The following is a 24,873-nucleotide window of genomic DNA, read 5'->3' as shown; positions in this document are numbered from 1 at the left end:
CTGTCAGTCGATATCCGCCGTATGCAACGGATACCCGTTGCCGCTGCGGCGGTCGTCGAAGAAGCGCTGCAGCGTTTCGCGGATCGTGTGGAACGCGATCTCGTCCCAGGGGATCTCGTGTTCGTGGAACAGCCGGGCCTCGAGCGTCTCCGGGCCCGGATCGAAGTCGGGGCTCAGCAGCCGGGCGCGGTAGAACAGGTGGACCTGGCCGACGCGCACCACGTTCATCACGCAGTACAGGTTCTCGAGCTCGATCCGCGCGCCGGCCTCCTCGACCGTCTCGCGCTGCGCGCCCTCGGCCAGCGTCTCGCCCAGCTCCATGAAGCCGGCCGGCAAGGTCCACTTGCCCAGTCGCGGCTCGATCGCGCGCTTGCACAGCAGCACCTGTTCGCCCCAGACCGGCAAGGTGCCCACGACGTTCAGCGGGTTCTCGTAATGGATCGCGCCGCACTGGGTGCAGGTGGCCCGCTCCCGGTTGTCGTCGGCCGGGACGCGGTATTCGATCTGGCCGCCGCAGGTGGGGCAATGCTGGTAGCGCCGCGCTTGGAACATGGGGCGCAGTGTAGCGGCCTCCATCGCAGGCCCCCCGTGGCATCATCGCCAGCCATGGAGCTCTACAACTACTTCCGCTCGTCCGCGTCCTACCGCGTCCGCATCGCGCTGGCGCTCAAGGGCCTGGACTTCGACTACAAGTCGGTGCACCTCACGAAGAACGAGCAGTTCAACGAGTCGTATTCGGCCGTGTCGGCTTCGCGCCTGGTGCCGCTGCTCAAGGACGGCGAAGCCGTCGTCACGCAGTCGATGGCCATCATCGAGTACCTCGACGAGGTCCATCCCGAGCCCCCGCTGCTGCCCGGCGACGCGCTGTGCCGCGCCTACATCCGCGCGCTGTCGCAGGACATCGCCTGCGAGATCCATCCGCTCAACAACCTGCGGGTGCTGCGCTACCTGGTGAAGGAATTCGGCGTCGGCGACGACAACAAGACCCGCTGGTACCAGCACTGGGTGGAAAGCGGGCTGGCCGTGGTCGAGCAGCGCCTGAAGGCGGAGGGCCGGGCCGGCCGCTTCTGCTTCGGCGATGCGCCCACGATGGCCGATTGCGTGCTGGTGCCGCAGATCTTCAACGCCCAGCGCTTCGACTGCCGCCTCGACCACGTGCCCACGGTCATGGCGATCTTCGAAAACTGCATGTCGCAGGAGGCCTTCCGCCAGACGCAGCCCAGCGCCTGTCCCGATGCGGAATGAGCCGGCGGGCGACGGGCCGATGGACTTCGTCGATGCGCCGCATCCCGACTGGCTGCGGCCCGACTGGGCCGTGCCCGAGGTCGTCGCGTTCATGACCACGCGCGCTGGCGGCGTCAGCGGCAGCGCGGAGGGGCCGGCCGAGCGGCGCGGCCTTGCAAGCCTGAACCTGGGCCGGTCGGTGGGCGACGACCCGGCGCATGTCGCCGAGAACCGGCGTCGCGTCGCCGCCGCGATCGGCGGTCAGCCGGTCTTCCTGAAGCAGGTTCACGGGACCACGGTGTTGCGGCTGCGCGCCATGCATGCGGCGCCGGACGCCGATCCCGAACCCGCCGACGCCGCCGTCAGCACCGACCCCGCGCTGACCTGCGCGGTCATGGTGGCGGACTGCCTGCCGGTGCTGTTCGCCGGACCGGGCGTGGTCGGCGCCGCGCACGCGGGCTGGCGCGGCCTGGCCGGTGGGGTGCTGGAGAACACGGTCGCCGCCATGCGCGAGGCGACCGGCTGCGACGCCCGCGAGATCCGGGCCTGGATGGGCGCGGGCATCGGCCCGGCGCGCTTCGAGGTCGGCGCCGACGTGCTGACGGCCTTCGGTGCCGAGCCGGTGCACGCCGACCAGCCGCTGTTCCGCTTCGAGCCCAATGCGCAGGGCGAGCCGCGCTGGCGGGCCGATCTCTACGGACTGGCGCGGCGCAGGCTGGCGGCGCTGGGCCTGGGCGCGATCAGCGGTGGCGGCTGGTGCACCTTGAGCGAGCCGTCACGATTCTTTTCGTTCCGCCACGAACGTGTCGATGGGCTGCGCAGCGGCCGCATGGCCGCCGTCATCCGGCTGCGGTGAGGCCGGCGCGCGGGCCGCCGTGGCGGCTTCGTCGGCTTGATTCGCTTTCGTCGCTTGAGCCGCTTCGTCGGCCTCGGCCCGCCGGCGCGCGGCGCGCCGCCGTGGCGTGCCCATCAGGTACATCACGATCGAGAGCGGCAGCAGGCCATAGAACACCAGCGTGACCAGCGCGCCGAGCACCGTGCCTTGCGGGCTGAAGGCCTCGGCCACGGCCATCATCAGCACCACATACATCCAGGCGATGACCACCAGATACATCAGCAAATTCCTCGGGTCATCGGCGACATCATCGTCACGCGGGGGTAAGCTGAACGGGCTACAAAGCGCCTGAGCATATGCGAAGCGACCTCGGTGATCCTGGTGATCGGCTGTGGCAAGCTTCTTGCTCAAGTCGGCATGAGGAGACACATGAGCGCGAATAACGCCGCGGCCGGATTCCCCGGCGCATCGTTCCCCGGTTTCGAGCAGTGGGCCCAGCAGGCACAGCAGGCCGCGGCCGGCCTGTCGCATGGATTCGGCGACGCCTTCAAGCAGCTGCAGGCCATGCAGGTCGCGCCCGACGCCTGGTCGCAGCTGCAATCGGACTATCTCCGCCAGGCCGGCGAGCTCTGGAACGCGGCGCTTGTCGAGTCCCACGCGAGCGATGGCGCACCGGCCTCCGGCGCCGCGCTGAAGGACCGCCGCTTCGCGGACGCCTCCTGGAACAGCAACCGTCTGGCCCATTTCACCGCGCAGCTTTACCTGCTCAATGCGAAGACGCTGCAGCGCATGGCCGAGCAGGTGCAGGGCGACGACAAGACCCGCGCCCGCGTCCGCTTCGCCGTGCAGCAGTTCATCGACGCGGCCTCGCCGAGCAACTTCCTCGCCCTCAATCCCGAGGCCCAGCAGCGCGCGCTGAACACGCAGGGCGAGAGCCTCGCCCGCGGCCTGCAGCTGCTGATGGCCGATGTGCGGCGCGGCCATGTGTCGCAGACCGACGAATCGGCCTTCGAGGTCGGCCGCAACGTCGCGACGACCGAAGGCAGCGTGGTCTTCGAGAACGACTTCTTCCAGCTGCTCGAGTACAAGCCGCTCACCACGAAGGTGCATGCCCGGCCGCTGCTGATGGTGCCGCCCTGCATCAACAAGTACTACATCCTCGACCTGCAGCCGGAGAACTCGCTGATCCGCCACGCGGTCGCGCAGGGCCACCGCACCTTCGTGGTGAGCTGGCGCAACCCAGATGCGGACTGCGTGCACTGGACCTGGGACGACTACATCGGCCAGGCCGCGATCAAGGCCATCGAGGTGGTGCGCGAGATCGCCGGGACCGAGACGATCAACACGCTGGGCTTCTGCGTCGGCGGCACCATCCTGGCGACCGCGCTGGCGGTGCTGGCCGCCAGAGGCCAACAGCCCGCCGAGAGCGTCACGCTGCTGACCACGCTGATCGACTTCAGCAGCAACGGCGTGCTGGACTTGTTCATCGACGAACAGGCGGTGAAGCTGCGCGAGATGACGCTGGGCGACCAGGCGGTGAGCGGGCCCGGCCTGCTCAAGGGCCAGGAGCTGGCGACGACCTTCAGCTTCCTGCGCCCGAACGACCTGGTGTGGAACTACGTCGTCGGCAACTACCTCAAGGGCGACGCGCCGCCGGCCTTCGACCTGCTGTACTGGAACGGCGATGCGACCAACCTGCCGGGCCCGATGTACTGCTGGTACCTGCGCCACACCTACCTGCAGAACGAGCTGCGCATCCCGGGCCGCCTGACCGTCTGCGGCGAGGCGATCGACCTCGGCCGGATCCAGGCGCCGGTCTACATCTACGGCTCGCGCGAGGACCACATCGTCCCCTGGGATGCCGCCTACCGCAGCACGCAGGTCTTCAAGGGCAAGCGGCGTTTCGTGCTCGGCGCGTCCGGGCACATCGCCGGCGTCATCAATCCGCCGGAGAAGAAGAAGCGCAGCCACTGGATCGGCAAGGGTACGGCGCTGCCGGCCGACCCTCAGCAATGGCTGCAGAACGCCACCGAGCATCCCGGCAGCTGGTGGCCCGACTGGTCGCAGTGGCTGGCCGGCCACGCGGGCCCGCTGAAGGCGGCACCGCGCGCGCCGGGCGGCCGCGGCCATGCGGCGATCGAGCCGGCGCCGGGCCGTTATGTGAAGCAGCGCGCGTGAGGCCGCCCGCGCCGCGTCCAGGAGTCATCACCTTCATCCCGCTGACATCCGCAGTTCAGCAGTTTCGAAAGAGGAGCGAGTCATGAGTTCACCGCAAGACATCGTCATCGTCGCCGCGGCACGCACGCCGATCGGCAAGTTCGGAGGGACGCTGTCGAAGACGCCAGCCAGCGAGCTGGGCGCGATCGTGATCCAGGAACTGCTGCGCCGCAGCGGCCTGCAGGGCGAGCAGATCAACGAGGTCATCCTCGGACAGGTGCTGACCGCGGGCGTGGGCCAGAACCCCGCGCGCCAGGCGGTGATCAAGGCGGGCCTGCCGGTCACGGTGCCGGCGCTGACGATCAACAAGGTCTGCGGCTCCGGCCTGAAGGCCGTGATGCTGGCGGCGCAGGCGATCCGCGACGGCGACTCCGAGATCGTCATCGCCGGCGGCCAGGAGAGCATGAGCCTGGCACCGCACGTGCTGCCGGGCTCGCGCGACGGCCAGCGCATGGGCGACTGGAAGCTCGTGGACACGATGATCGTCGACGGCCTGTGGGATGTGTACAACCAGTACCACATGGGCATCACCGCCGAGAACGTGGCCAAGGAGTATCACGTCAGCCGCGCGCAGCAGGACGAGCTGGCGCTGGCCAGCCAGCAGAAGGCCGCGGCGGCGCAGGACGCCGGCCGCTTCACCGCCGAGATCGTGCCGGTGACCATTCCGCAGAAGAAGGGCGATCCGGTCGTCTTCGCGGCGGACGAGTTCATCAACCGCAAGTCGACCGCCGAGGCGCTCGCGGGCCTGAAGCCGGCCTTCGACAAGGCGGGCTCGGTGACCGCCGGCAACGCGTCGGGCCTGAACGACGGCGCGGCCGGCCTGGTGCTGATGACCGATGCGAAGGCGAAGGCGCTGGGACTGACGCCGCTGGCGCGGATCGCGTCCTACGCGAGCGCCGGCGTGGATCCCAAGACCATGGGCATGGGCCCGGTGCCGGCGTCGCGGAAGGCGCTGGAGCGCGCCGGCTGGCAGGCCAAGGACCTGGACCTGCTCGAGATCAACGAGGCCTTCGCCGCGCAGGCCTGCGCCGTCCATCAGGAGATGGGCTGGGACCTGAGCAAGGTCAACGTCAACGGCGGCGCGATCGCGCTGGGTCATCCGATCGGCGCGTCCGGCGCCCGGATCCTGGTGACGCTGCTGCACGAGATGATCAAGCGCGATGCCAGGAAGGGCATCGCCAGCCTGTGCATCGGCGGCGGCATGGGCGTGGCCCTGTGCGTCGAGCGCTGAGCGCGGATTTCCTTTCGCGCGTCGTATCCGTTCCGACATTCCAGGCACCCCGGCCGCGGACGCGGCGGCCCGGCGGGCCCTTCAGGAGGCAAGCAAGATGAGTCAGAAAGTTGCATACGTCACCGGCGGAATGGGCGGCATCGGCACCGCCATCTGCCAGCGCCTCCACAAGGATGGCTTCAAGGTCATCGCCGGTTGCGGCCCCAGCCGCGACCATGCCAAGTGGTTGGCGGAGCAGTCCGCGCTGGGCTACACCTTCCATGCGTCGGTCGGCAACGTGGCCGACTGGGACTCGACCGTCGCGGCCTTCGACCGCGCGATCGCCGAGCACGGCAAGATCGATGTGCTGGTCAACAACGCGGGCGTGACCAAGGACCGCATGTTCCTGAAGATGACCCGCGACGAGTGGGACACCGTCATCGACACCAACCTGAACAGCATGTTCAACGTCACCAAGCAGGTGGTGCCCGGCATGGTGGACAAGGGATGGGGCCGCATCATCAACATCTCGTCGGTCAACGGCGAGAAGGGGCAGGCGGGCCAGACCAACTACTCGGCGGCCAAGGCCGGCATGCATGGCTTCACGATGGCACTGGCGCAGGAACTCGCCGCCAAGGGCGTCACGGTGAACACGGTCAGCCCGGGCTACATCGGCACCGACATGGTCAAGGCGGTGCGACCGGACGTGCTGGAGAAGATCGTCGCCGGCATCCCGGTCAAGCGCCTGGGCGAGCCGGAGGAGATCGCCTCCATCGTCGGCTGGCTGGCGGGAGAGTCGTCCGGGTTCACCACCGGGGCGGACTTCAGCTGCAACGGCGGCCTGCACATGGGGTGAGAAGGGACCGAGCCCAGTCCTGTGGACTGGGCTCCGCGGCGCGATCAGTCCTTCTTCATCAACACCAGCAGCTGCGACAGGCTCTGCGCCGCCGCCTGCAGCTTGGGCAGTCCCTGCTCGAGCAGCACCTGCGGCGGCGTCCGCGACGCATGGGTGCTGATGTTGATCGCCGCGACGACCTTGCCATCGCGGCCGGCGATCGGCGCGGCCACGGTCAGCACGCCGTCCTCGAGTTCCTGGTCCACCAGGCACCAATGCTGGCGCCGGGCCTGCTCGACCGCGGCGCGCAGCTCCTCCGGCGTGCGCACGGTGTTGACCGCGCGACGCGCCAGTTGCACCTGCGCCAGCCGGGCTTCGCGTTCCTCGACGGGAAGTGCCGCCAGCAGCACGCGGCCGGTGGCTGTGGCCCATGCCGGCAGCCGGCTGCCCACGCCCATCGGGTCCGACAGCACCTTGCGCATCGGCACGCGCAGCACGAAGACCGCGTCGTCGCCGTCGAGCACCGCGATGGAGACCGATTCCCGCACGTCGTTGGCCAGCTGCATCGCGATCGGCTCGGCGAAGCGCCACAGCGGCTGCGAGGACAGGTAGGCGAAGCCGAGGTCCAGGATCTTCGGCGTCAACTCGAACATCCGCCCCTCGGAACGGACGTAGCCCAGCGTCTGGAGCGTCAGCAGGATGCGGCGCGCGCCGGCGCGCGTCAGGCCGCAGCGCTTGGCCACCTCGGTCAGGGTCTGCCGGGCGTGGTGGCTGTCGAAGGTCCGGATCACCGACAGGCCGCGCGCGAAGGATTGCACGTAGCTGTCGCCGGGTTTCAAGGGAGTGAGGGGTGCGCTTTCGTCAGGGGACATGGGCGTCATGACCGCAGTATAGAAAGGCCGCGAAACGTTAATATCGCGCCCGTTTCTTTGTGATGTGACAGAGGGTGAACACCATGGCGATGGACGTTGTCGACTACGAAATCAAGGGTGCCGAGATGCAGTTCGTGGAGGTCGAACTCGACCCCGGCGAAGCTGCCATCGGCGAGGCCGGCAGCATGATGTTCATGGATGCCGGCATCGGCATGGACACGGTGTTCGGCGATGGTTCCGCCAACCAGGGCGGCTTCTTCGGAAAGTTGCTCGGTGCCGGCAAGCGGCTGGTGACCGGTGAATCGCTGTTCACCACGGTCTACACGAACCAGGCTCATGGCAAGCAGCGCGTCGCTTTCGCGGCGCCGTACCCCGGCAAGATCCTGCCGATGGAGCTGGGCAAGCTCGGCGGCACGCTGATCTGCCAGAAGGACGCGTTCCTGTGCGCGGCCCGCGGCGTGTCTCTGGGCATCGCGCTGCAGCAGCGGCTGTCGACTGGCTTCTTCGGTGGTGAAGGTTTCATCATGCAGAAGCTCGAGGGTGATGGGCTGGCGTTCGTGCATGCGGGCGGAACCGTGGTTCGTCGCACGCTGCAACCGGGCCAGACGCTGCTGGTGGACACCGGCTGCGTCGTCGCCTACACGCCGAGCGTGAGTTTCGAGATCCAGTACGTGGGCAAGATCAAGACCGCCCTGTTCGGCGGCGAAGGCCTGTTCCTGGCCAAGATGACCGGCCCGGGCGAGGTCTGGCTGCAGAGCCTGCCGTTCTCGCGCCTGGCGTCGCGCGTCTTCGCCGCGGCCCCGCAGCGCGGCGGCGCGCGCGAGGAGGGCTCGGTGCTGGGCGGCTTCGCCACCGGTGGCCTGCTGGGCGGCCTGCTCGGCGGCGACGACGAGTAACCGGCCCAAGAAGTTCGCGATGCGCAGACTTGCCGCAACCCTGGCGGCAAGTCTTCCGCAACGGGATGCAACGGCGGCGGTGCGCTCCACCCGCTCCGACGCCCGCCGCGTCCGCGCGTGAACGCGCCGCTTCGACGCCGCCTGCCTGACGCCCAGGTCCGCCCGAAACCCGCATCAGGCGGGCCTTGGCGGCGCTGTTCCGGGTCGGGCCTAGGGAGAACCCGCCTACACTTGAGGGCTGCGTGCCGCCTGGCTCGCCGGGCATCTCCCTGTTGAGGATCTCCATGCTGTCTTCCCTCGCGCGGCCGCTGCTGGCCGCCCTGGCCGTGGCGCTGAGCGCGTCGATCGCGGCGCCGTCGGCGCTGGCCACCACCGGCAGTCCCATCTTCGTGCTGAACTCGCTGGACGCCGACGTCAGCGTGATCGATCCGAAGGACTTCCGCCAGGTCAAGCGCATCCCGACCGGCAAGGAGCCGCACCACCTCTACCTGACGCCCGACCGCAAGACCATGGTCGTGGCCAACGCGCTGGGCGACTCGCTGACCTTCCTGGACCCGGTCACGGCCGAGGTGCAGCGCACCGTCCACGGCATCCCCGACCCCTATCACCTGCGCTTCTCGCCCGACATGAAGTGGCTGGTGCTGGCCGGCAACCGCCTGGATCACGTCGACATCTACAAGTGGCAGCCGCAGAACGCGGCGCAGCCGCTGGCGCTGTTCAAGCGCTTCTCCGCCCCCAAGACGCCGAGCCACCTGTCCATCGACACGAAGAGCAGCGTCGTCTACGCCAGCCTGCAGGACAGCTCGGAGCTGCTGGCCATCGACCTGAACACGATGGCGCCGCGCTGGAAGATCCCCGTCGGCAAGCTGCCGGCCGACCTCTACCTGACGCCCGACGACAAGTACCTGCTGGTGGCGCTCACCGGCGAGCGCAGCGTCGAGGTCTACGACGTCGGCGGCGCGCAGCCGCGGCTGGTCAAGAAGCTCGAGACCGGCGACGGCGCGCATTCGTTCCGCGCGCTGGGCGACCGCAAGCATGTGCTGGTGAGCAACCGCGCGGCCAACACGATCAGCAAGATCGCGCTGGCGGACTTCAAGGTGGTCGACACCTTCAAGGCGCCCGGCGGTCCGGACGACATGGAGATCCTGACCGACGGCCGCACGCTGATGTTCACCTCGCGCTGGGCGCGCAAGCTCACCGTGATGGACCTGCAGACCAAGCAGATCCTGCAGCAGGTCAAGGTCGGCAAGTCGCCGCACGGCGTCTGGACGCTGGACCAGATGCCGCGCCAGTGAGCGCCGGCTGACGAGGGCCCTGGCCGTGAAGATCCTGTTCGTCCCGCGTTGTCCGGCGCGTCCGGAACATCCGGCGCGCCCCGGTCGCCTGGCGCGTCCCGCCGTGGCGCTCGCCCTCGGCCTGACGGTGGTGGCGCAGGCGCAGCCGCAGGGCGCCTCGGCCCCGGCGCCGGCTCCCTGCGACAAGCCCGTCTACCTCACGTTCGACACCGGCCACATGGGCGTGGCGCCGCTGATCGTCGACACGCTGCGGCGCTTCGACGCGAAGGCGACCTTCTTCCTCGCCCAGGAGCCGACCATGGACGGCGGGCAGACGCTCGACGACAAGTGGGCGCCGTGGTGGAAGCAGCTCGCTGCGCAGGGCCACGATTTCGGCTCGCACACCTGGTTCCACGACGCCTGGTCGGCGGACCTGCCCGACGGCCGGTTCCGCTTCAAGCGCGCCGCCGGCGAGCAGGTGCCGCAGAACGTCGTGCTGAGCGCGGCCGAGTACTGCGAGGAACTCAAGCGCCCCGCGCGCCGCTTCCTCGAGATGACCGGCCGGCCGATGTCGATGATCTTCCGCGCGCCGGCCGGACGCACCTCGCCGGCGCTGCTCGCGGCGGCGCAGGCCTGCGGATTCCGGCACGTGGGCTGGAGTGCCTCCGGCTTCCTCGGCGACGAACTGCCCAGCGACAAGTACCCCAACCCCGCGCTGCTCGACCAGGCGCTGCGGCGCGTCAAGCCGGGCGACATCCTGATGGCGCACCTGGGCATCTGGTCGCGCCAGGACCCGTGGGCGCCGGCGGTGCTGGAGCCGCTGCTGCAAGGCTTGAAATCCCGGGGCATGTGCTTCGCGCCCTTGCGCGATCATCCGGATTACGTCGCCTGGATGCGCCGGCCGCAGGAGGCGGTCGCGAAGGCGGCCGCGAGCGGCGTGCCGGTTGGCGTTCCGGCCGGCCTTTCGGCTGTGCCGGCCACCCCCGGGCCCGCCGGGCCGAAGGACGCCCTGAAGCGCTGAGGCGCGCGGGCGGCACGGACGCGATCCACCGATTCATGGAAGGACCGACAGCGTGATGGACTGGCTCACCGATCTGTTCGCACAGGCGCAGCAGGCGCTGTTCGAGAGCGTCATTCAACCGGTCGTCTTCCACCTGGGCTACGGCAACCTGCTGGAGGACGCCTTCGACGCGACCGGCTGGCTGCTGGTGGGCCTGATCCAGATCGTCGTGATGCTGGCGGTGATCGGTTCGTTGCAGCGCTGGCGGCCCGCCGAGGCGGTCACCGATCGCCATGCGATCCGCATCGACATCGTCTACACGCTGATCCAGCGGCTGGGCGTGTTCCGGCTGGCGATGTTCTTCTCGCTGGATCCGGTGGTCGACAGCCTGGTCGGCGAGATGCGCATGATCGGCCTGCCGTCCTTCCAGCTCGACGCGATCTGGCCCGGCGTCACCGACCAGGCCTGGGTCAGCTTCGTGCTGTACCTGGTGGCCTTCGACCTGCTGCAGTACTGGCTGCATCGCGCGCAGCATTCATGGCACTGGTGGTGGGCGCTGCATGCGCTGCATCACAGCCAGCGCCAGATGACGATGTGGAGCGACAGCCGCAACCACCTGCTGGACGACCTGCTGATCGACAGCGCGGTCGCGCTGACGGCGGTGCTGATCGGCGTCGGGCCCGGCCAGTTCGTCGCGCTGGTCGCGATCTCGCAGCTGCTGGAGAACCTGCAGCACGCCAACCTGCGGCTGAGCTTCGGCGCGATCGGCGAGCGTCTGCTGGTGAGCCCGCGTTTCCACCGCCTGCATCACTCGATCGGCATCGGCCATGAAGGCTTCGGCCGCGGCACGCTGGGCGGCCACAACTTCGCGGTCATGTTCCCGATCTGGGACGTGCTGTTCCGCACCGCCAACTTCGAGGACCGCTGGGACCCGACCGGCGTGCGCGACCAGTTGCCGGAAGAGGGCGGCCGCGACTACGGCCGCGGCTTCTGGGCCCAGCAGTGGCTGGGGCTGAAGCGCCTCGCCGGACGTGACAAGATCGCGGCCGCGCCCGGAGGCGGCGCCCTGCCGCCCGGCGGCGCGACGATGGACATCGCCGGCCAGGCGCCGGCTGGAGGGAACCAGGGATGATCAAGCCGATGAGCCGCATCGCGGACGCGTTCTGGCGGGCGGCCGCGTACTGCCTGCATCCGCGGGTGATCGGCCTGTCGCTGCTGCCGCTGATCGTGTCGGCGGCGCTGGCGTTCGGGCTCGGCTACTTCTTCTGGGAAGCCGCCGTCGCCGGCGTGCGCGCGACGCTCGAGTCCTGGAGCCTGATCGACGGCCTGCTCAAGTGGCTGGACAGCCTCGGCGCCGCGTCCTTCCGCACGGTGCTCGCGCCGATCATCGTGCTGGCGATGGCCGTGCCGGCGCTGGTCGTGCTGAGCCTGCTGCTGGTGGCGCTGCTGATGACGCCGTCGATGGTGGACCTGGTCGCGCAGCGCCGTTTCGCGGGGCTGGAGCGCAAGCGCGGCGCCGGCTTCGTGGCCAGCCTCAGTTGGTCGCTGGGCCACACGCTGCTGTGCGTCGTGCTGCTGGTGGCGTCGCTGCCGTTCTGGCTGATCCCGCCGCTGGCGCTGATCCTGCCGCCGCTGATCTGGGGCTGGCTGGGCTACCGCGTGTTCACCTTCGACGTGCTGGCCGAACATGCGTCCGCGCCCGAGCGCCGCCGCCTGCTGGCCGAGCACCGGCTGCCGCTGCTGCTGCTGGGCCTGGCGACGGGCTACCTGGGCGCGGCGCCGGCGGCGATCTGGGCGATGGGCGCGTTGACGATCGCCTTCGCGCCGGTGCTGATCCTGGTGTCGGTCTGGCTCTACACGCTGGTGTTCGCCTTCAGCTCGCTGTGGTTCTCGCATTACGCGCTGGCCGCGCTGCAGGAGATGCGCCGCGCCGACACCCGCGCCGAACGCGCGCCCGATCCGGTGATGGACGCGTTGCCCGCCAACTATGCGACGGCGCCGCCCCTGGATGCCGAGGACCCGACGCCGCCGCCCGAGATCGAGAACCGGCCTTCGCCGCTCTGAAGCCGGCCGGCGCGCCGAGCGCGCCGCGACCGCTTTCATCGCCTTCATTGGCTTTCCGCTCCCACGTTTTCGCAGGAACCCGCATGAACATCGGCCTCTTCATCATTGGCGACGAGATCCTGTCCGGGAAGCGCCAGGACAAGCACCTGTCCAAGGTGATCGAGTTGCTGGGCGCGCGCGGCCTGTCGCTGGCCTGGGCGAAGTACCTGGGCGACGACCGGGAGCAACTGGTGCGCGAGTACCGGGCCGCCTTCGCCAGCGGCGACCTGTTCTTCAGCTGCGGCGGCATCGGCGCGACGCCCGACGACCACACGCGTCAGGCCGCCGCCGCGGCGCTGGGGCGGCCGCTCGAGCTGCATCCGGAGGCGGCCGAGCTGATCTGGCAACGCGTTCAGCAGATGGCGGCGGAGCAGGGCACGACGCCCGAGCGCGAGCACCCCGACACCCTGCGTCGCATGGAGATGGGCGTGTTCCCGCAGGGCGCGGCCATCATTCCGAATCCGTACAACAAGATCCCCGGCTTCTCGGTCGGCACGGCCTACTTCGTCCCCGGCTTCCCGGTGATGGCCCATCCGATGATCGAGTGGGTGCTGGACCACCGCCATGCCGAGCTGCACCGCGCGGTCGGCACGCGCGAGCGCTCGCTGATCGTCCAGGGCGCCATGGAAGCCAGCCTGACCCCGCTGATGGAGCGGATCGAATCCGAGTTCCCCGGCATCAAGGTGTTCTCGCTGCCCAGCGTCGATCACCCGCAGTGGGGACGCCACATCGAACTGGGCGTCAAGGGCGATGCGGCGGCCATGGACGCCGCCTACGAGGCCCTGCGCGCGGGCGTTGTCCAATTTGGTGCTGTCATCAGCACCGAGTTGGTGCGATGATGCACCGATTCGGGCTTCGGTCCGGATCATGCGGAGATCGCCCAGGCGTCGCTGTGCTCTGAACGACGGGCATTGCCCTCGGGTGGCGCGTTCGGCATCAAGGGCTTGCGCCTCATGCACCGGTCTGGCGCCTGGCTGTCACCGGATTGCCATCCGCTGGCATGCAAACTGCTAAATCGTCCGCGCTGGGCCGAAGCCCCACGACTCTTTCTTTCTCATCCAGCCCCCCTAGGAGTGATTGATGGCCACCAAGACCGTCGCCGACGTGATGAACATGGTGAAGGAGCACGAAGTCAAGTTCGTCGACTTCCGCTTCACCGACACCCGCGGCAAAGAGCAGCACGTGACCGTGCCCGTCTCCCATTTCGACGAGGACAAGTTCCAGTCGGGCCATGCCTTCGACGGCTCCTCGATCGCCGGCTGGAAGGGCATCGAAGCCTCGGACATGCTGCTGATCCCGGATCCGAACACGGCCAACATCGACCCCTTCTTCGAAGAGCCGACGCTGATCCTGTCCTGCGACGTCATCGACCCGACCGACGGCAAGGCCTATGAGCGCGACCCGCGCTCGCTGGCCCGTCGCGCCGAGGCCTACCTGAAGTCCTCCGGCCTGGGCGACACCGCCTACTTCGGCCCGGAACCCGAGTTCTTCATCTTCGACAGCGTGCGCTGGAACGTGGACATGTCCGGCTCGTTCGTGAAGATCGAATCGGAAGAAGCCGCCTGGAACACCGGCAAGGACTACGAGCACGGCAACAGCGGCTATCGTCCCACCGTCAAGGGCGGCTACTTCCCGGTGCCCCCGGTCGACAGCGGCCAGGACATGCGCTCGGAGATGTGCCTGATCCTGGAACAGATGGGCATCCCCGTCGAAGTCCACCACCACGAGGTCGCCAACGCCGGCCAGATGGAGATCGGCACCAAGTTCAGCTCGCTGGTGCAACGCGCCGACTGGCTGCAGCTGCAGAAGTACATCATCCAGAACGTCGCGCACGCCTACGGCAAGACGGCCACCTTCATGCCGAAGCCCATCGTCGGCGACAACGGCTCGGGCATGCACGTGCACCAGTCGGTCTGGAAGGACGGCAAGAACCTGTTCGCCGGCGACGGCTACGCGGGCCTGAGCGACTTCGCGCTGTACTACATCGGCGGCATCATCAAGCACGCCCGCGCGCTCAATGCCATCACCAACCCCGGCACCAACTCGTACAAGCGCCTGGTGCCCGGCTTCGAAGCCCCGGTGAAGCTGGCCTACTCGGCCAAGAACCGCTCGGCCTCGATCCGCATCCCCTACGTCGCCAACCCGAAGGGCCGCCGCATCGAGGCGCGCTTCCCGGATCCCTCGGCCAACCCCTACCTGTGCTTCGCCGCGCTGCTGATGGCGGGCCTGGACGGCGTCGAGAACAAGATCCATCCGGGCGAAGCCGCCACGAAGGACCTGTACCACCTGCCGCCGGAAGAAGACGCGAAGATCCCGACCGTCTGCCACTCGCTGGACCAGGCGCTGGACTACCTGGACAAGGACCGCGCGTTCCTGACCAAGGGCGGCGTGTTCACCGACAGCTTCATCGATGCCTACATCGAGCTGAAGATGCAGGAAGTCCAGCGCTTCCGCATGACCACCCACCCGGTCGAGTTCGACATGTACTACTCGCTGTGATCGCAAGCGCGGAGCGCGCCATGACCGCCCAGGCACGGCCCGCTCCGCACGCTTGCCACCGCGCGCAGGGACGGCCATGGCCGTCCCTTTTGCTTTGCCGCGGCGTGTCCGACGCTCCACAGCCCTACACCTGGCAACAGCGCTTCCGCATGGCGCCATGCCCATCGGCGACCGATTGCGTCACAATGCCTCCCGGCTCTGGTCAGTTGGAAGCAGGGAATGCAGATGACGCTGCAGAAGAAGCGGGTGGGACGGGAATGGCCGGCGCTGGTGCTGGTCGCGATGGCGGCCATGGCCGCCGGTTCTGCCGGGGCGCAGGGCGTGGTGTACCGCTGCCCCGGACCGCCGGTGCTGTACACCGACGCGCTGTCCGCGAAGGAGGCCGCCGAGAAGGGCTGCCGCAGCATCGAGGGCACGCCGATCTCGGTGATCGCGCCGGTCAAGCCGCGTTCGCCGACGGTGTCGGCCTCGGGGACGCAAGGTGACCTCAAGGTCGATGCCAAGGACCAGCGCGTGCGCGACGACGATCGCCGCCGCATCCTCGAGCAGGAACTGCGCGAAGCCGAAGGCAAGCTCGCCAAGCTCCAGCAGGAGTACAACAACGGCCAGCCCGAGCGCCGTGGCGACGAGCGCAACTACCAGAAATACCTGGACCGCACGACCGAGCTCAAGGCCTCCGTCTCGCGCCAGGAGGCCGACGTCCAGGCCATCAAGCGCGAGCTCGCGAAGCTGCCGCCGCCCAACCTCTGAACGGGGATCGGCGGGGAGCACCGCCGCGGTGTCGCGCGTCATTGGCGACGACGGCGACGAGGGCGACACCGCATGAATCCCAAACCCGTTTCCCCCGTTTCCCCCGACGAGCCGTTCGCGTGCTTCGATCTCCTGGCGACGCTGGTCGCCGTGGTCCGTCCCGACGGCACCTGCGAGTTCGCCAACACCGCGGTCGAGACGCTGTTCAACCTGCCGCGCCGCGCGGTGCAGGGCAGCAACCTGCTGGAGTGGTTCACCGACACCGGCCGCCTGGTCGAGGCGCTGGAGGAAGTCAGCCGCAACGCCTTCTCCAGCTCGCGCTTCGACGCGACCATCCGCCGCGGGCCGCGCACCCATGACGACCTGCTGCCGGTGCATGTCATCGTCAGCCAGACGGACGATCCGCAGCGGCTGGTGATCGAGCTGATCGAGAACGCGCAGCAGACGCGCCAGGACCGCGAGGAACGCAACCTCGACCAGGTCCACTCGATCAAGGAACTGACGCGCAACCTCGCGCACGAGATCAAGAACCCGCTGGGCGGCATCCGCGGCGCGGCGCAGCTGCTGGCGCTGGAGCTGCAGCCCACCGACCTGTGGGGCGAGCTCGAGGAATACACCGAGGTCATCATCCACGAGGCCGACCGGCTGCAGTCGCTGGTGGACCGGCTGCTGGCGCCGCACCGGCGCGCGCAGGTGGTGGGCGATGTCAACATCCACGAGATCTGCGAGCGGGTGCGCTCGCTGGTGCTGGCGCAGTACCCGCGCGGGCTGACGCTGCAGCGCGACTACGACATCTCGCTGCCCGACTTCCGTGGCGACCGCGAGCAGCTGATCCAGGCGGTGCTCAACATCGTCCAGAACGCGGCGCAGGCGCTGCACGAGCGCATCGCTGCCGGCGACGCGGTCATCGCCCTGCGCACACGGGTGGCCCGGCAGGTGACGATCGGCAAGCAGCGCTGGCGCTTGGCATTGGAATTGCATGTCGAGGACAACGGCCCGGGCGTGCCCGAGGAGATCAAGGACCGCATCTTCTTTCCGCTGGTTTCAGGGAGGGATGGCGGTTCCGGTCTCGGGTTGACGCTGGCGCAGACGATCGCCCAACAGCACCAGGGGATGATCGACTGCGACAGCCAGCCGGGCCGGACCGATTTCCGAATCACCCTGCCTTTGCCCTGAGCCGCGGCCACAAGTCGACAACGGGGAAAAGGGGAGCCATAGATGAAGTCGATCTGGATTGTTGACGACGACCATTCGATCCGTTTTGTTCTCGAGAAGGCGCTCACGCGCGAAGGGCTGCCGGTGCGCAGCTTCAGCCAGACGCGCGACGTGCTGGCGGCGCTGGAGGACGACACGCCGCAAGTGCTGGTGTCGGACATCCGCATGCCGGGCGGCTCCGGCCTGGAGCTGCTGACCACGGTCAAGAAGCAGCTGCCGGGTCTGCCGGTGATCATCATGACGGCCTACTCGGACCTGGACAGCGCGGTCAGCGCCTTCCAGGGCGGGGCTTTCGAATACCTGCCCAAGCCCTTCGACCTGCCGCGCGCGGTCGAGCTGATCCGGCGCGCGCAGGAGGAGAGCCAGCGCGAGGCGGTCGGCGAGGCCGAGCAGGTGCAGATGCCCGAGATGCTGGGCCAGGCGCCGGCGATGCAGGATGTGTTCCGCGCGATCGGCCGCCTGAGCCAGAGCCACGTGACGGTGCTGATCACCGGCGAGTCGGGCTCGGGCAAGGAGCTGGTGGCGCGCGCGCTGCACAAGCACAGCCCGCGCGCGGAAGGGCCGTTCGTCGCGATCAACACCGCGGCGATCCCCAAGGACCTGCTGGAGTCGGAACTTTTCGGCCATGAGCGCGGCGCGTTCACCGGCGCGCAGGCGACGCGGCGCGGCCGCTTCGAGCAGGCCGAGGGCGGCACGCTCTTCCTCGACGAGATCGGCGACATGCCGCTGGACCTGCAGACGCGGCTGCTGCGCGTGCTGTCCGATGGCCAGTTCTATCGCGTCGGCGGCCACAGCCCGCAGAAGGCCAATGTGCGCGTCGTCGCGGCGACGCACCAGAACCTGGAGACGCTGGTCAAGGAAGGCCGCTTCCGCGAGGACCTGTTCCACCGCCTGAACGTGATCCGCCTGCGGCTGCCGCCGCTGCGCGAGCGCCGCGAGGACGTGCCGCTGCTGGCGCGCTACTTCCTGCAGCGCAGCGCGGGCGAGCTCGGCGTCGAGCCGAAGCGGCTGTCCGAGGCGGCGCTGCAGCGCCTGGTCGGTTTCGACTTCCCGGGCAACGTGCGGCAGCTGGAGAACATCTGCCACTGGCTGAGCGTGATGGCACCCAGCCTGGTGGTCGAGGCCAAGGACCTGCCGCAGGAGCTGCTCGCGACGCCGGGCGCGCACGCGGCGCCCTCGGGCGGGCTCTCGGCCGAGGTGGTGCCGCTCGCGAGCGGCCTGACCGGCGCCGGCGCGGCGGCACCGCTGCCCTTGCCGGCGGTCCCGATCCCGCCGTCGCCCGACGCCTGGATCGCCGAGATGGCGCGCGAGGCGCGCCGGCTGCTCGCGGCCGGCGAGCCCAACGTCTGGGACGTGCTGACCCGTCGCTTCGAGGCCAGCCTGATCCTGACCGCGCTGGACCTGACCCGCGGCCGCCGCATCGAGGCCGCGCAGAAGCTGGGCATCGGCCGCAACACCATCACGCGCAAGATCCAGGAGCTCAACCTCGACGCGTGAGGCGGTCCAGCCACACGCCCAGTCCCTGGGCGTTGAGCTCGACGTCCATCGCCAGCAGGGCGGCCACGCGCGTGGGCGCCATCCGGTCGCCGAGGTGCTCGCGCACCCGGCGCTGGAACATCGCGAGCAGCTCGCGCTTGAGCGCGGCATGCCGATCGGGCGCGTCCTTCAGGCCGCTCGCGATCGCGACCATCTCGTCGATCTGCGACAGCAGCAGCGCCGCCAGGCGCTCGACGTCCGCCGCATCGCGGCCGACGGCGCTGTAGTGCGTCAGGTACATGCGTGACGGCCGCGTCGCCATCATCCGGCGGATGGAGTCGCGCAGCGCGTCGGGTTCGAACTGCACCGGCGTGCTGGTCGGCAGGATCCAGGCGCCCCGCTCGGGATCGTCGAATTCGCGGTAGGACAGGCCGAAGGTGTCGCCGGTGAACCAGCCGCCGCTGGCGTCGTCCCACAGGCAGTGGTGGTGCCGCGCATGTCCCGGCGTGTCGATCAGCCGCAGCGTGCGCGCGCCCACGGCGATGCGCTGCTCGTCGCTGCTGGCCTGGGCGCGCGACTCCGGCACGCCGACCAGCTCGCCGTAGGAGCGGCGCATCTCTTCCTCGCCGTAGACGGCCAACGCGCCGGCCCACAGCGCCGAGGGATCGACCATGTGCCGCAGCCCCCGTGGGTGCACCAGCATCGTGGCCGACGGCAGCGCCGCCATCAGCGGCCCGACGCCGCCGGCGTGGTCCAGGTGCACGTGCGTCGGGATCACCCAGTCCACCGCCTCGCGCGGCAGGCCCAGCGCCTCCAGCGCGCCGAGCAGCCGCGGCAGCGCATGGCGCGTGCCGGTGTCGATGAAGGCCGCCCGGCCGCCGTCCACGACCAGGAAGGCGGCATCGAAGTGGTCGCGCTGGAAGGCGGTGTCCACGGCATAGAGGCCGGGGCCGAGCGCTTCCAGGTAGGCCGGCAGCGATGCCGGGGCCGGGGGCAGGGCGGTGTTGTCGCTCACGGGAGGTCTCCGGGTCGGGTTCTTAGAATGGCCCGCAGGTTACGCGATGCCGCCCTTGGGCGCCGTCGCGCGCAGGACGCGCTCTTTCCGCGCTCCTGCTCCCGTTCCCCGTTCGCCCGTTCCCACGCTTCCCCGGAAGCCCACCGCATTGAGGACCCCGCCATGGCCGTTCGAGAGATCCTGAAGATGGGCGATCCCCGCCTGCTGCGCCATGCCCAGCCGGTCGAGGCCTTCGACACGCCGGCGCTGCGCGCGCTGCTCGAGGACATGTTCGACACGATGAAGGCCGCCAACGGCGCCGGCCTGGCCGCGCCGCAGATCGGCGTGGACCTGCAGGTGGTCGTGTTCGGTTTCCAGCGCAACGAGCGCTACCCGGAGGCGCCGCCGGTGCCGATGACGGTGCTGATCAACCCGACGATCGAGCCGCTGACCGACGAGACCGAGGAGGGTTGGGAAGGCTGCCTGTCCGTGCCGGGCCTGCGCGGCGTGGTGCCGCGGCTGAGCCGCATCCGCTATCGCGGCTTCGACGCCTTCGGCGGCCTGATCGACCGCGAGGCCGAGGGCTTCCATGCCCGCGTCGTCCAGCATGAATGCGACCACCTGGTGGGCACGCTCTATCCGATGCGGATCAAGGACTTCAGCCGCTTCGGCTTCACCGAGGTCCTGTTCCCGGGCCTGGACCCGAACACCGACGATTGAGGCGGCCCGGCGCCGGGCCCCGGCGCAGGTGTACGCTGCCCGATTGACGGTTCGGCAACAGGGCGACAAGTTGTAAGCATCCGTGCACCGGCTTGTCGTCGCCGCGTTAAAAAACGATCGCGGAACTCCGCGTCCCGCAGCCCCGGCGTCCTCCGGGGGAGGCTACTGGTCATGACTGAGTCCCTGAATCGATGGCCGGCCGGCGTGCCGAGGGCGCGTTGGCTGATGACCCTGGCGATGCTGCTGCTCACGCTGGCCGCGGCGCTGGCGCATGCGCCGGCCTGGGCGGATCCCCCGTCCCGCGCCGGACGACTGGCCGAGATGACCGGCACCGTCTGGCTGTACGACGCCGAAGAGCGCGAATGGGTGCAGATGCACCGCAACCAGACCGTCGGCGAGGGCGACCGCCTGCGCGCCGACGACGGCAGCGGCGCCACGGTGACGATCGGGACGGCGACGCTGTGGATGGACCAGCGCAGCGAGATCGAGTTCAACGCGCTCGCCGATTCCCGCATCGCGGTGCAGATCGTCAAGGGCGGCGTGGGGCTGCGCGTGCGCGGCCAGGAGTCGGCGGATGAATGGACGCTGCGCACGCTGGAAGGCCGCTTCGGCTTCGAGCGCGAGGGCCTGTACCGCGTCTCGCAGCTGGATCGCGGCAGCGAGGCGCAGGCCTGGCAGGGCAAGCTGCGTTTCGACTCGCGCGCGACCGACGCGCAGCCGGTCTGGCTCGGCACGAACGAGCAGGCCGAGTTCTGGTGGGACAACGGCCCGCGCACCGAGCGCCAACCGCTGCAGCAGGATGGCTTCGCGCGGCTGATCCTCGAGGACAACCGTGACCTCGGCGCGCAGCCGCTGGTGGGCAGCGGCACGCCCGTGCCCTATGTCTCTCCCGAGATGACCGGCGCCGAGGACCTGGCGCGCTACGGCGCCTGGGAGCAGAGCCCCGACTACGGCGCGGTGTGGGTGCCGACGGTGGTCGTGGCCGACTGGGCGCCGTACCGCTACGGCCGCTGGGTGTGGAGCGCGCGCTGGGGCTACACCTGGGTCGACGACATGCCCTGGGGCTTCGCGCCCTTCCACTACGGCCGCTGGGCCTACTGGCGCGACCGCTGGTGCTGGGTGCCGGGGCCCTACGTGCGCCGGCCGGCCTACGCGCCGGCGCTGGTGGGCTGGGTGGGGCCGGGGATCTCGGTCGGCGTGGTCGTCGGGGGCGGACGTCGTCCGCCGCCGCCGCGCTACGGTGGCTGGGTGCCGCTGGCGCCGCGCGAGGCGTGGACGCCGTCCTACCGCTACAGCCAGGCCTATTGGCGCCGGGTCAATCCGGGGCCGAATCCCGCGACCGTCGTCCGGCCGGGCGAACGCCCGCCGTACTACCGCCATGAACGCGAGCATGGCGCCCTGTTCACGCAACGGCCGGTGGCCGCGCCGCTGCCCGCCACGGCGCTGCAGCCGCAGCGCTCCTGGCCGCCGCGGCCGGGCGGGCAGGCCGACAGCCGCCCGGACGGCCGACCGTTCATCGACCGCGACCGTGACGGCCGCCCGGATGGTCGCCCCGATGGCCGCGAAGGTCGGCCTTACCTCGACCGCAATGGCGATGGCCGTCCGGACAACATCGGCGACGCACGCCCCGGCGACAGCCGGCCAGTGCGCGGCGTGATCCGACCGGAACCCGACGCGGCCACCGTCCGACCCCAGCTGCCCACGGCCGCGCCGTCACCGGCGGCACAGACGGTGGTGCCGCAGCGTGGTCCGGACGTCCAGCGTCCATCCGAGCGACGTGAAGGTGACCGGGATCCGTGGCGTCCGCGCGGCCAGGACGGCGCGGAGCGCAACGACCATGGCAACGATCGCGCTAACGATCGCGGTAACGATCGCGGCAACGGCCGGGGCGACTGGGGCCACCGTGGCCGCGACTGGCAAGGGCCCGAACGCCAGGATCCGGTGCGCGTGGCGCCGCCGGCGCGGATCGAGCAACCGCGCGTGGAGTCCCCGCGCTTCGAGCCGCCGCGCGCCGAGCAGCCTCGCTTCGAGCGTCCGCAGCCGCGGATGGAACAGCCTCGGATGGAGCAGCCGCGCGTGGAGGCGCCGCGTCCGATGCCGCAGCCGCAACCGCGCATGGAGGCCCCACGCCCGGCGGCGCCTGCGCCGGCACCGCGCGCCGAGCCATCCCGTCCGGCACCAACGCCGGCGCCGCGTGCGGAACCGCCGCGCGGTCGCGGCGAACCCGGCCCGCGCCAGATGGAACGCTGAGCGCCGGGCTCAGTCGATCCTGAACGACACGCCGGTGATGAACAGCGTGTCGTTCTTCTTGAGGCCTTCGCCGGGATTGCTGTCGTAGCGGTGCTGGACGGTGGCGGTCAAGCTCAGGCGCTTGGTCATCGCGACCGACAGGCCGCCGTCGAAGGTCGCGCGGTACTCGCCGCTGTTGCGCAGGTCGGGCAGATAGGCGAGCCGCTGCTTGAGCGTCGTGTTGTCGGAGACCTTGTGGTTGGACTCCTCGGCCAGCAGCACCTCGAGGTTGCCGTAGCGGCTGCGGGTGACGCCATCGACGATGGCGGGCGCGACGTAGCGCTCGTGCGTGTAGCCGAGACCGCCGGAGACATCCCAGGTCAGGTCGTCGCGCTTGATCAGGTGGTAACCGGCGCCGCCGCCCACCGACAGCCGCGAGGACAGGTTGGCCGGCTCGTCCTTGAGCGCGTCGAACTGGCCGAAACCGAAGATGCGATCGGTGAGATCGCGCTGGTAATGCGCGCCGAAGGCGTAGCGCTGCTCGGAGTCCGAATCGTCGTCCTTGAGGTACATCGCACGGCCGTTGAGCGAGAGCTTGTCGGTGGTGCTCGCCTTGACGGCTTCGCCGCTCAGGTTGACGGTGGTCGAGTCGCTGTTGCCGGAGGAGACGCTCGCGCCGGCGGTGAACAGGGCGCGCCACTGGCCGTCGTTCTTGACGGTGACCTGGGCGAAGGAGAGCAGCGGCGCGGCGGCGAGGCAGGCGGTGGCAAGGAGTCGCGTCGGCGGCATGTCGGGTCCTTTCAGAGGAGAAAACATGCGCTGGACGCGGCAACCTCCGGTCCCGGCGCGCGCTCAGCGCGCGTTTGCTTGCATCTGGCCGCCCGCTGATCACAAGGGCTTACATCCATGCCGCCAGGGAAACGAAATGGCGGCAGGCCAGGGCCTTGCCACGCGGACCGCAGGCAGGAGCGCGCCGCTTAGAACGCGTCGGTCATGGACCGGTGCCGTCCGCCTTCACGTAGGAGGCCACACCGTTGCCGAAGGACCACTCGTCGCGCTGGTTGGAACTCAGCACGATCTGCACGTCCTCGCGCCGCAGGCCGGGGCTGATGGCCAGCCGGTCGGCGATGGCCTGGTAGAGCGCCTGCTTCTGCGCCGTGTCGCGCCAGTTGCCGGCCACCAGGTGGATGAACACCACGTCGCTGCTGCGATGGATGCCCAGGTAACCGGCATCGAAGATGAAGTCCTCCGGGTCATGCTGATCGATCAGCTGGAAGCGGTCATCGGGCGGGATCTTGTAGGCGTCGATCAGGCCCTGGTGGACGCTGTCGGCGATCGCGCGCACATGCTCGCGGGACTTGCCCTTGAGCAGGGAGATGCGGACGAGTGGCATGGGGGCTCCTTCTTCGGTTCAGGCGGATTCAGGCAGGTTCAGGCCGTGGTCATGATCTGGAGGTGGCGGTCGAACGAGGCCTCCACCGCGGCTTGTGCGCCGCCGATGATGTTGCGCCCCCAGCTGTAGCCATACACATCGTCATAGGCCAGGCCGGCGAGGCGCTCGCGCATCGCCATCACCTCGCGCGGCCCGAGCGGCACGAAGTTCGGCGAGCTGTACAGGAAGCTCACGCTGCGCCGGTTCGATGCGACCTGCGGCGAATCGCCGACGAACAGCGCCCCGCCGCCGCGCGGCCCGGTGGCCCAGTGCAGCGCCGTGCTGCCGGGGAAGTGGCCGCCGGTGCGCACCAGCGTGACCCCGGCGCCCAGGCTCAGCCGGTCGCCCTGCCAGTGCTCGATGCAGCGCGCGGGCCGCTGCACCCAGGCGCGGTCGTTGTGATGCAGCAGGATGGGCACGCCGCCGAGAGCCTCGCTCCACTGCACCATCGACGAATAGAAGTGGGGATGCGAGATCACGATCCGGTCGACGCCGCCGCGTTCGCGCAGCGCGGCGACGGCCTCGCCGGTGACCAGGCTCAGCGATTCCCACAGGACGTTGCCGGCTTCGGTGGGCAGCAGCAGCACGCGCTGCGGGATGGCGAAGCTGCCCGCCACCGCGAAGGCCGGCAGGCCGTCGTCCTCGCCGATGCGCAGCTTGAAGCGCGTGGCCAGCGCCTCATGGGTGGTCCAGTGCTGGCCGCTCCAGCCGACGTACTGACGGTCGTCCTGGCAGATCGGGCAAGCGCGTGGCGGCGCGTCGCTGAGCGCGAATTGCGTGCCGCAGGTGTCGCAGAGGTGGTGTTGCATGAGTCGGTACTCTACGGATACGCTGGCCCGATGAAAGCGCCAGTTTCGACCAATCTCATGGAACCAGTTCTGCCCTTTGAACTGGACCTGGACGACGTCCGCAATGGCGGGCTGACCCGCTCGCTGCATCGTCAGCTGCGGGCGGCGATCCTGGAGCGGCAACTGCCGGCGGGCTTCGCGCTGCCGTCCACGCGGCGCCTGGCCGAGGTGCTGGGCGTCGGCCGCAACACGGTGGTTGCCGCCTACGACCTGCTGGTGGCGGAAGGCCACGCCCAGGCGCGCG

25 protein-coding genes are annotated in these 24,873 nt (G+C 69.6%); 18 read left to right on the top strand and 7 right to left on the bottom strand.

All coding sequences use genetic code 11. From position 1 onward, the window contains the following. Positions 1-3: 3 nt before the first annotated feature. Complete coding sequence (locus ACTJKJ_RS22865; protein WP_183492321.1) at positions 4-552, bottom strand: NUDIX hydrolase; 549 nt, start codon at positions 550-552, stop codon at positions 4-6. 54 nt (positions 553-606) lie between these two features. Here ACTJKJ_RS22865 and maiA point away from each other — a divergent pair, with 54 nt between their 5' ends. Both maiA and pgeF read left to right on the top strand, forming a co-directional pair. Continuing rightward, the gene (gene maiA / locus ACTJKJ_RS22860) at positions 607-1,245 is read left to right on the top strand and encodes a maleylacetoacetate isomerase (RefSeq protein ID WP_297384054.1); all 639 of its coding nucleotides are present in this window, start codon (positions 607-609) and stop codon (positions 1,243-1,245) included. Positions 1,246-1,264: 19 nt separating this feature from the next. Further along, complete coding sequence (gene pgeF / locus ACTJKJ_RS22855; RefSeq protein ID WP_297383998.1) at positions 1,265-2,080, top strand: peptidoglycan editing factor PgeF; 816 nt, start codon at positions 1,265-1,267, stop codon at positions 2,078-2,080. Here the strand turns inward: pgeF and ACTJKJ_RS22850 are convergent. After that, on the bottom strand, positions 2,000-2,338 hold the full coding sequence (locus tag ACTJKJ_RS22850; RefSeq protein WP_297384052.1) for a hypothetical protein: 339 nt from the start codon (positions 2,336-2,338) through the stop codon (positions 2,000-2,002). The genes pgeF and ACTJKJ_RS22850 overlap by 81 nt on opposite strands. Positions 2,339-2,488: 150 nt before the next feature. Between ACTJKJ_RS22850 and phaC the strand changes: the two genes are divergently transcribed. The 3 genes from phaC to phbB all read left to right on the top strand — a co-directional run bounded on the left by phaC (position 2,489) and on the right by phbB (position 6,342). After that, positions 2,489-4,237, top strand: a complete 1,749-nt coding sequence (gene phaC, locus ACTJKJ_RS22845) for a class I poly(R)-hydroxyalkanoic acid synthase (protein WP_297383996.1) — start codon at positions 2,489-2,491, stop codon at positions 4,235-4,237. Between the two features lie 82 nt (positions 4,238-4,319). Beyond that, positions 4,320-5,507, top strand: a complete 1,188-nt coding sequence (locus ACTJKJ_RS22840; RefSeq protein WP_091734106.1) for an acetyl-CoA C-acetyltransferase — start codon at positions 4,320-4,322, stop codon at positions 5,505-5,507. Positions 5,508-5,604: 97 nt separating this feature from the next. Further along, positions 5,605-6,342, top strand: coding sequence for an acetoacetyl-CoA reductase (gene phbB, locus ACTJKJ_RS22835; protein ID WP_099863503.1), 738 nt, complete (start codon positions 5,605-5,607; stop codon positions 6,340-6,342). Positions 6,343-6,386: 44 nt separating this feature from the next. Here the strand turns inward: phbB and ACTJKJ_RS22830 are convergent, their stop codons facing one another. Next, a complete protein-coding gene (locus ACTJKJ_RS22830) occupies positions 6,387-7,193 on the bottom strand; it encodes an IclR family transcriptional regulator domain-containing protein (RefSeq protein ID WP_091734193.1) in 807 nt (268 codons plus the stop codon). 83 nt (positions 7,194-7,276) lie between these two features. On the opposite strand from ACTJKJ_RS22830, the gene ACTJKJ_RS22825 reads away from it, so the two are divergent. From ACTJKJ_RS22825 to ntrC, 10 genes are all read left to right on the top strand, one after another. Next, positions 7,277-8,089, top strand: coding sequence for a TIGR00266 family protein (locus ACTJKJ_RS22825; protein ID WP_099863502.1), 813 nt, complete (start codon positions 7,277-7,279; stop codon positions 8,087-8,089). Between the two features lie 284 nt (positions 8,090-8,373). Then, positions 8,374-9,384, top strand: coding sequence for a YncE family protein (locus tag ACTJKJ_RS22820; RefSeq protein WP_141225480.1), 1,011 nt, complete (start codon positions 8,374-8,376; stop codon positions 9,382-9,384). An 88-nt stretch (positions 9,385-9,472) separates the two neighbouring features. Beyond that, positions 9,473-10,384, top strand: coding sequence for a polysaccharide deacetylase family protein (locus ACTJKJ_RS22815; RefSeq protein WP_440822321.1), 912 nt, complete (start codon positions 9,473-9,475; stop codon positions 10,382-10,384). 55 nt (positions 10,385-10,439) lie between these two features. Then, positions 10,440-11,495 (top strand): sterol desaturase family protein, encoded by a 1,056-nt coding sequence (locus ACTJKJ_RS22810; RefSeq protein ID WP_440822272.1) that lies wholly within the window; start codon positions 10,440-10,442, stop codon positions 11,493-11,495. Then, on the top strand, positions 11,492-12,427 hold the full coding sequence (locus ACTJKJ_RS22805; RefSeq protein ID WP_440822270.1) for an EI24 domain-containing protein: 936 nt from the start codon (positions 11,492-11,494) through the stop codon (positions 12,425-12,427). Before ACTJKJ_RS22810 ends, ACTJKJ_RS22805 begins: the two co-directional genes overlap by 4 nt. An 83-nt stretch (positions 12,428-12,510) precedes the next feature. Next, a complete protein-coding gene (locus ACTJKJ_RS22800; RefSeq protein ID WP_440822268.1) occupies positions 12,511-13,305 on the top strand; it encodes a competence/damage-inducible protein A in 795 nt (264 codons plus the stop codon). Between the two features lie 241 nt (positions 13,306-13,546). Further along, a complete protein-coding gene (gene glnA / locus ACTJKJ_RS22795) occupies positions 13,547-14,965 on the top strand; it encodes a type I glutamate--ammonia ligase (protein WP_147241287.1) in 1,419 nt (472 codons plus the stop codon). A 219-nt stretch (positions 14,966-15,184) separates the two neighbouring features. Next, on the top strand, positions 15,185-15,715 hold the full coding sequence (locus tag ACTJKJ_RS22790; RefSeq protein WP_440822266.1) for a hypothetical protein: 531 nt from the start codon (positions 15,185-15,187) through the stop codon (positions 15,713-15,715). A gap of 72 nt (positions 15,716-15,787) precedes the next feature. Next, on the top strand, positions 15,788-16,891 hold the full coding sequence (gene glnL, locus ACTJKJ_RS22785; RefSeq protein ID WP_343607665.1) for a nitrogen regulation protein NR(II): 1,104 nt from the start codon (positions 15,788-15,790) through the stop codon (positions 16,889-16,891). 42 nt (positions 16,892-16,933) lie between these two features. Then, the gene (gene ntrC, locus ACTJKJ_RS22780) at positions 16,934-18,427 is read left to right on the top strand and encodes a nitrogen regulation protein NR(I) (RefSeq protein WP_091734091.1); all 1,494 of its coding nucleotides are present in this window, start codon (positions 16,934-16,936) and stop codon (positions 18,425-18,427) included. On the opposite strand, the gene ACTJKJ_RS22775 is transcribed toward ntrC, so the two are convergent. After that, on the bottom strand, positions 18,411-19,421 hold the full coding sequence (locus ACTJKJ_RS22775; protein ID WP_440822263.1) for an MBL fold metallo-hydrolase: 1,011 nt from the start codon (positions 19,419-19,421) through the stop codon (positions 18,411-18,413). The genes ntrC and ACTJKJ_RS22775 overlap by 17 nt on opposite strands. 162 nt (positions 19,422-19,583) lie before the next feature. Here ACTJKJ_RS22775 and def point away from each other — a divergent pair, with 162 nt between their 5' ends. Both def and ACTJKJ_RS22765 read left to right on the top strand, forming a co-directional pair. After that, complete coding sequence (def, locus tag ACTJKJ_RS22770) at positions 19,584-20,120, top strand: peptide deformylase (RefSeq protein WP_440822261.1); 537 nt, start codon at positions 19,584-19,586, stop codon at positions 20,118-20,120. 171 nt (positions 20,121-20,291) lie between these two features. Further along, positions 20,292-22,370 (top strand): DUF6600 domain-containing protein, encoded by a 2,079-nt coding sequence (locus ACTJKJ_RS22765; RefSeq protein WP_440822259.1) that lies wholly within the window; start codon positions 20,292-20,294, stop codon positions 22,368-22,370. Positions 22,371-22,379: 9 nt separating this feature from the next. Here ACTJKJ_RS22765 and ACTJKJ_RS22760 read toward each other — a convergent pair whose 3' ends face one another. From ACTJKJ_RS22760 to ACTJKJ_RS22750, 3 genes are all read right to left on the bottom strand, one after another. After that, positions 22,380-23,138 (bottom strand): DUF481 domain-containing protein, encoded by a 759-nt coding sequence (locus ACTJKJ_RS22760; protein WP_175538498.1) that lies wholly within the window; start codon positions 23,136-23,138, stop codon positions 22,380-22,382. A gap of 202 nt (positions 23,139-23,340) precedes the next feature. After that, complete coding sequence (locus ACTJKJ_RS22755) at positions 23,341-23,742, bottom strand: tautomerase family protein (protein ID WP_297383971.1); 402 nt, start codon at positions 23,740-23,742, stop codon at positions 23,341-23,343. Between the two features lie 38 nt (positions 23,743-23,780). Further along, positions 23,781-24,590 (bottom strand): hypothetical protein, encoded by an 810-nt coding sequence (locus ACTJKJ_RS22750; protein ID WP_297383969.1) that lies wholly within the window; start codon positions 24,588-24,590, stop codon positions 23,781-23,783. 57 nt (positions 24,591-24,647) lie between these two features. Here ACTJKJ_RS22750 and ACTJKJ_RS22745 point away from each other — a divergent pair. Beyond that, positions 24,648-24,873, top strand: a 226-nt coding sequence (locus ACTJKJ_RS22745; protein WP_440822255.1) for a GntR family transcriptional regulator, incomplete at its 3' end; no start/stop codon positions are given.

This window comes from Roseateles sp. 22389 (assembly GCF_052044995.1).
GTDB lineage: Bacteria > Pseudomonadota > Gammaproteobacteria > Burkholderiales > Burkholderiaceae_C > Roseateles.
The sequence above is the reverse complement of the archived record's forward strand: the minus strand, read 5'-3'. Positions and strand labels throughout refer to the sequence as shown.

Bases quoted from the DNA above. Each gene is read 5' to 3' on its own strand.
- ACTJKJ_RS22760 (WP_175538498.1), bottom strand. From the start codon at position 23,138: ATGCCGCCGACGCGACTCCTTGCCACCGCCTGCCTCGCCGCCGCGCCG.
- glnA (WP_147241287.1), top strand. From the start codon at position 13,547: ATGGCCACCAAGACCGTCGCCGACGTGATGAACATGGTGAAGGAGCAC.
- ACTJKJ_RS22800 (WP_440822268.1), top strand. From the start codon at position 12,511: ATGAACATCGGCCTCTTCATCATTGGCGACGAGATCCTGTCCGGGAAG.
- ACTJKJ_RS22820 (WP_141225480.1), top strand. From the start codon at position 8,374: ATGCTGTCTTCCCTCGCGCGGCCGCTGCTGGCCGCCCTGGCCGTGGCG.
- maiA (WP_297384054.1), top strand. From the start codon at position 607: ATGGAGCTCTACAACTACTTCCGCTCGTCCGCGTCCTACCGCGTCCGC.
- ACTJKJ_RS22830 (WP_091734193.1), bottom strand. From the start codon at position 7,193: ATGTCCCCTGACGAAAGCGCACCCCTCACTCCCTTGAAACCCGGCGAC.
- def (WP_440822261.1), top strand. From the start codon at position 19,584: ATGGCCGTTCGAGAGATCCTGAAGATGGGCGATCCCCGCCTGCTGCGC.
- ACTJKJ_RS22755 (WP_297383971.1), bottom strand. From the start codon at position 23,742: ATGCCACTCGTCCGCATCTCCCTGCTCAAGGGCAAGTCCCGCGAGCAT.
- ACTJKJ_RS22840 (WP_091734106.1), top strand. From the start codon at position 4,320: ATGAGTTCACCGCAAGACATCGTCATCGTCGCCGCGGCACGCACGCCG.
- phaC (WP_297383996.1), top strand. From the start codon at position 2,489: ATGAGCGCGAATAACGCCGCGGCCGGATTCCCCGGCGCATCGTTCCCC.
- ACTJKJ_RS22865 (WP_183492321.1), bottom strand. From the start codon at position 552: ATGTTCCAAGCGCGGCGCTACCAGCATTGCCCCACCTGCGGCGGCCAG.
- ACTJKJ_RS22825 (WP_099863502.1), top strand. From the start codon at position 7,277: ATGGCGATGGACGTTGTCGACTACGAAATCAAGGGTGCCGAGATGCAG.
- ACTJKJ_RS22805 (WP_440822270.1), top strand. From the start codon at position 11,492: ATGATCAAGCCGATGAGCCGCATCGCGGACGCGTTCTGGCGGGCGGCC.
- pgeF (WP_297383998.1), top strand. From the start codon at position 1,265: ATGGACTTCGTCGATGCGCCGCATCCCGACTGGCTGCGGCCCGACTGG.
- ACTJKJ_RS22850 (WP_297384052.1), bottom strand. From the start codon at position 2,338: ATGTATCTGGTGGTCATCGCCTGGATGTATGTGGTGCTGATGATGGCC.
- ACTJKJ_RS22810 (WP_440822272.1), top strand. From the start codon at position 10,440: ATGGACTGGCTCACCGATCTGTTCGCACAGGCGCAGCAGGCGCTGTTC.
- ACTJKJ_RS22765 (WP_440822259.1), top strand. From the start codon at position 20,292: ATGACTGAGTCCCTGAATCGATGGCCGGCCGGCGTGCCGAGGGCGCGT.
- ntrC (WP_091734091.1), top strand. From the start codon at position 16,934: ATGAAGTCGATCTGGATTGTTGACGACGACCATTCGATCCGTTTTGTT.
- phbB (WP_099863503.1), top strand. From the start codon at position 5,605: ATGAGTCAGAAAGTTGCATACGTCACCGGCGGAATGGGCGGCATCGGC.
- glnL (WP_343607665.1), top strand. From the start codon at position 15,788: ATGAATCCCAAACCCGTTTCCCCCGTTTCCCCCGACGAGCCGTTCGCG.
- ACTJKJ_RS22790 (WP_440822266.1), top strand. From the start codon at position 15,185: ATGCAGATGACGCTGCAGAAGAAGCGGGTGGGACGGGAATGGCCGGCG.
- ACTJKJ_RS22750 (WP_297383969.1), bottom strand. From the start codon at position 24,590: ATGCAACACCACCTCTGCGACACCTGCGGCACGCAATTCGCGCTCAGC.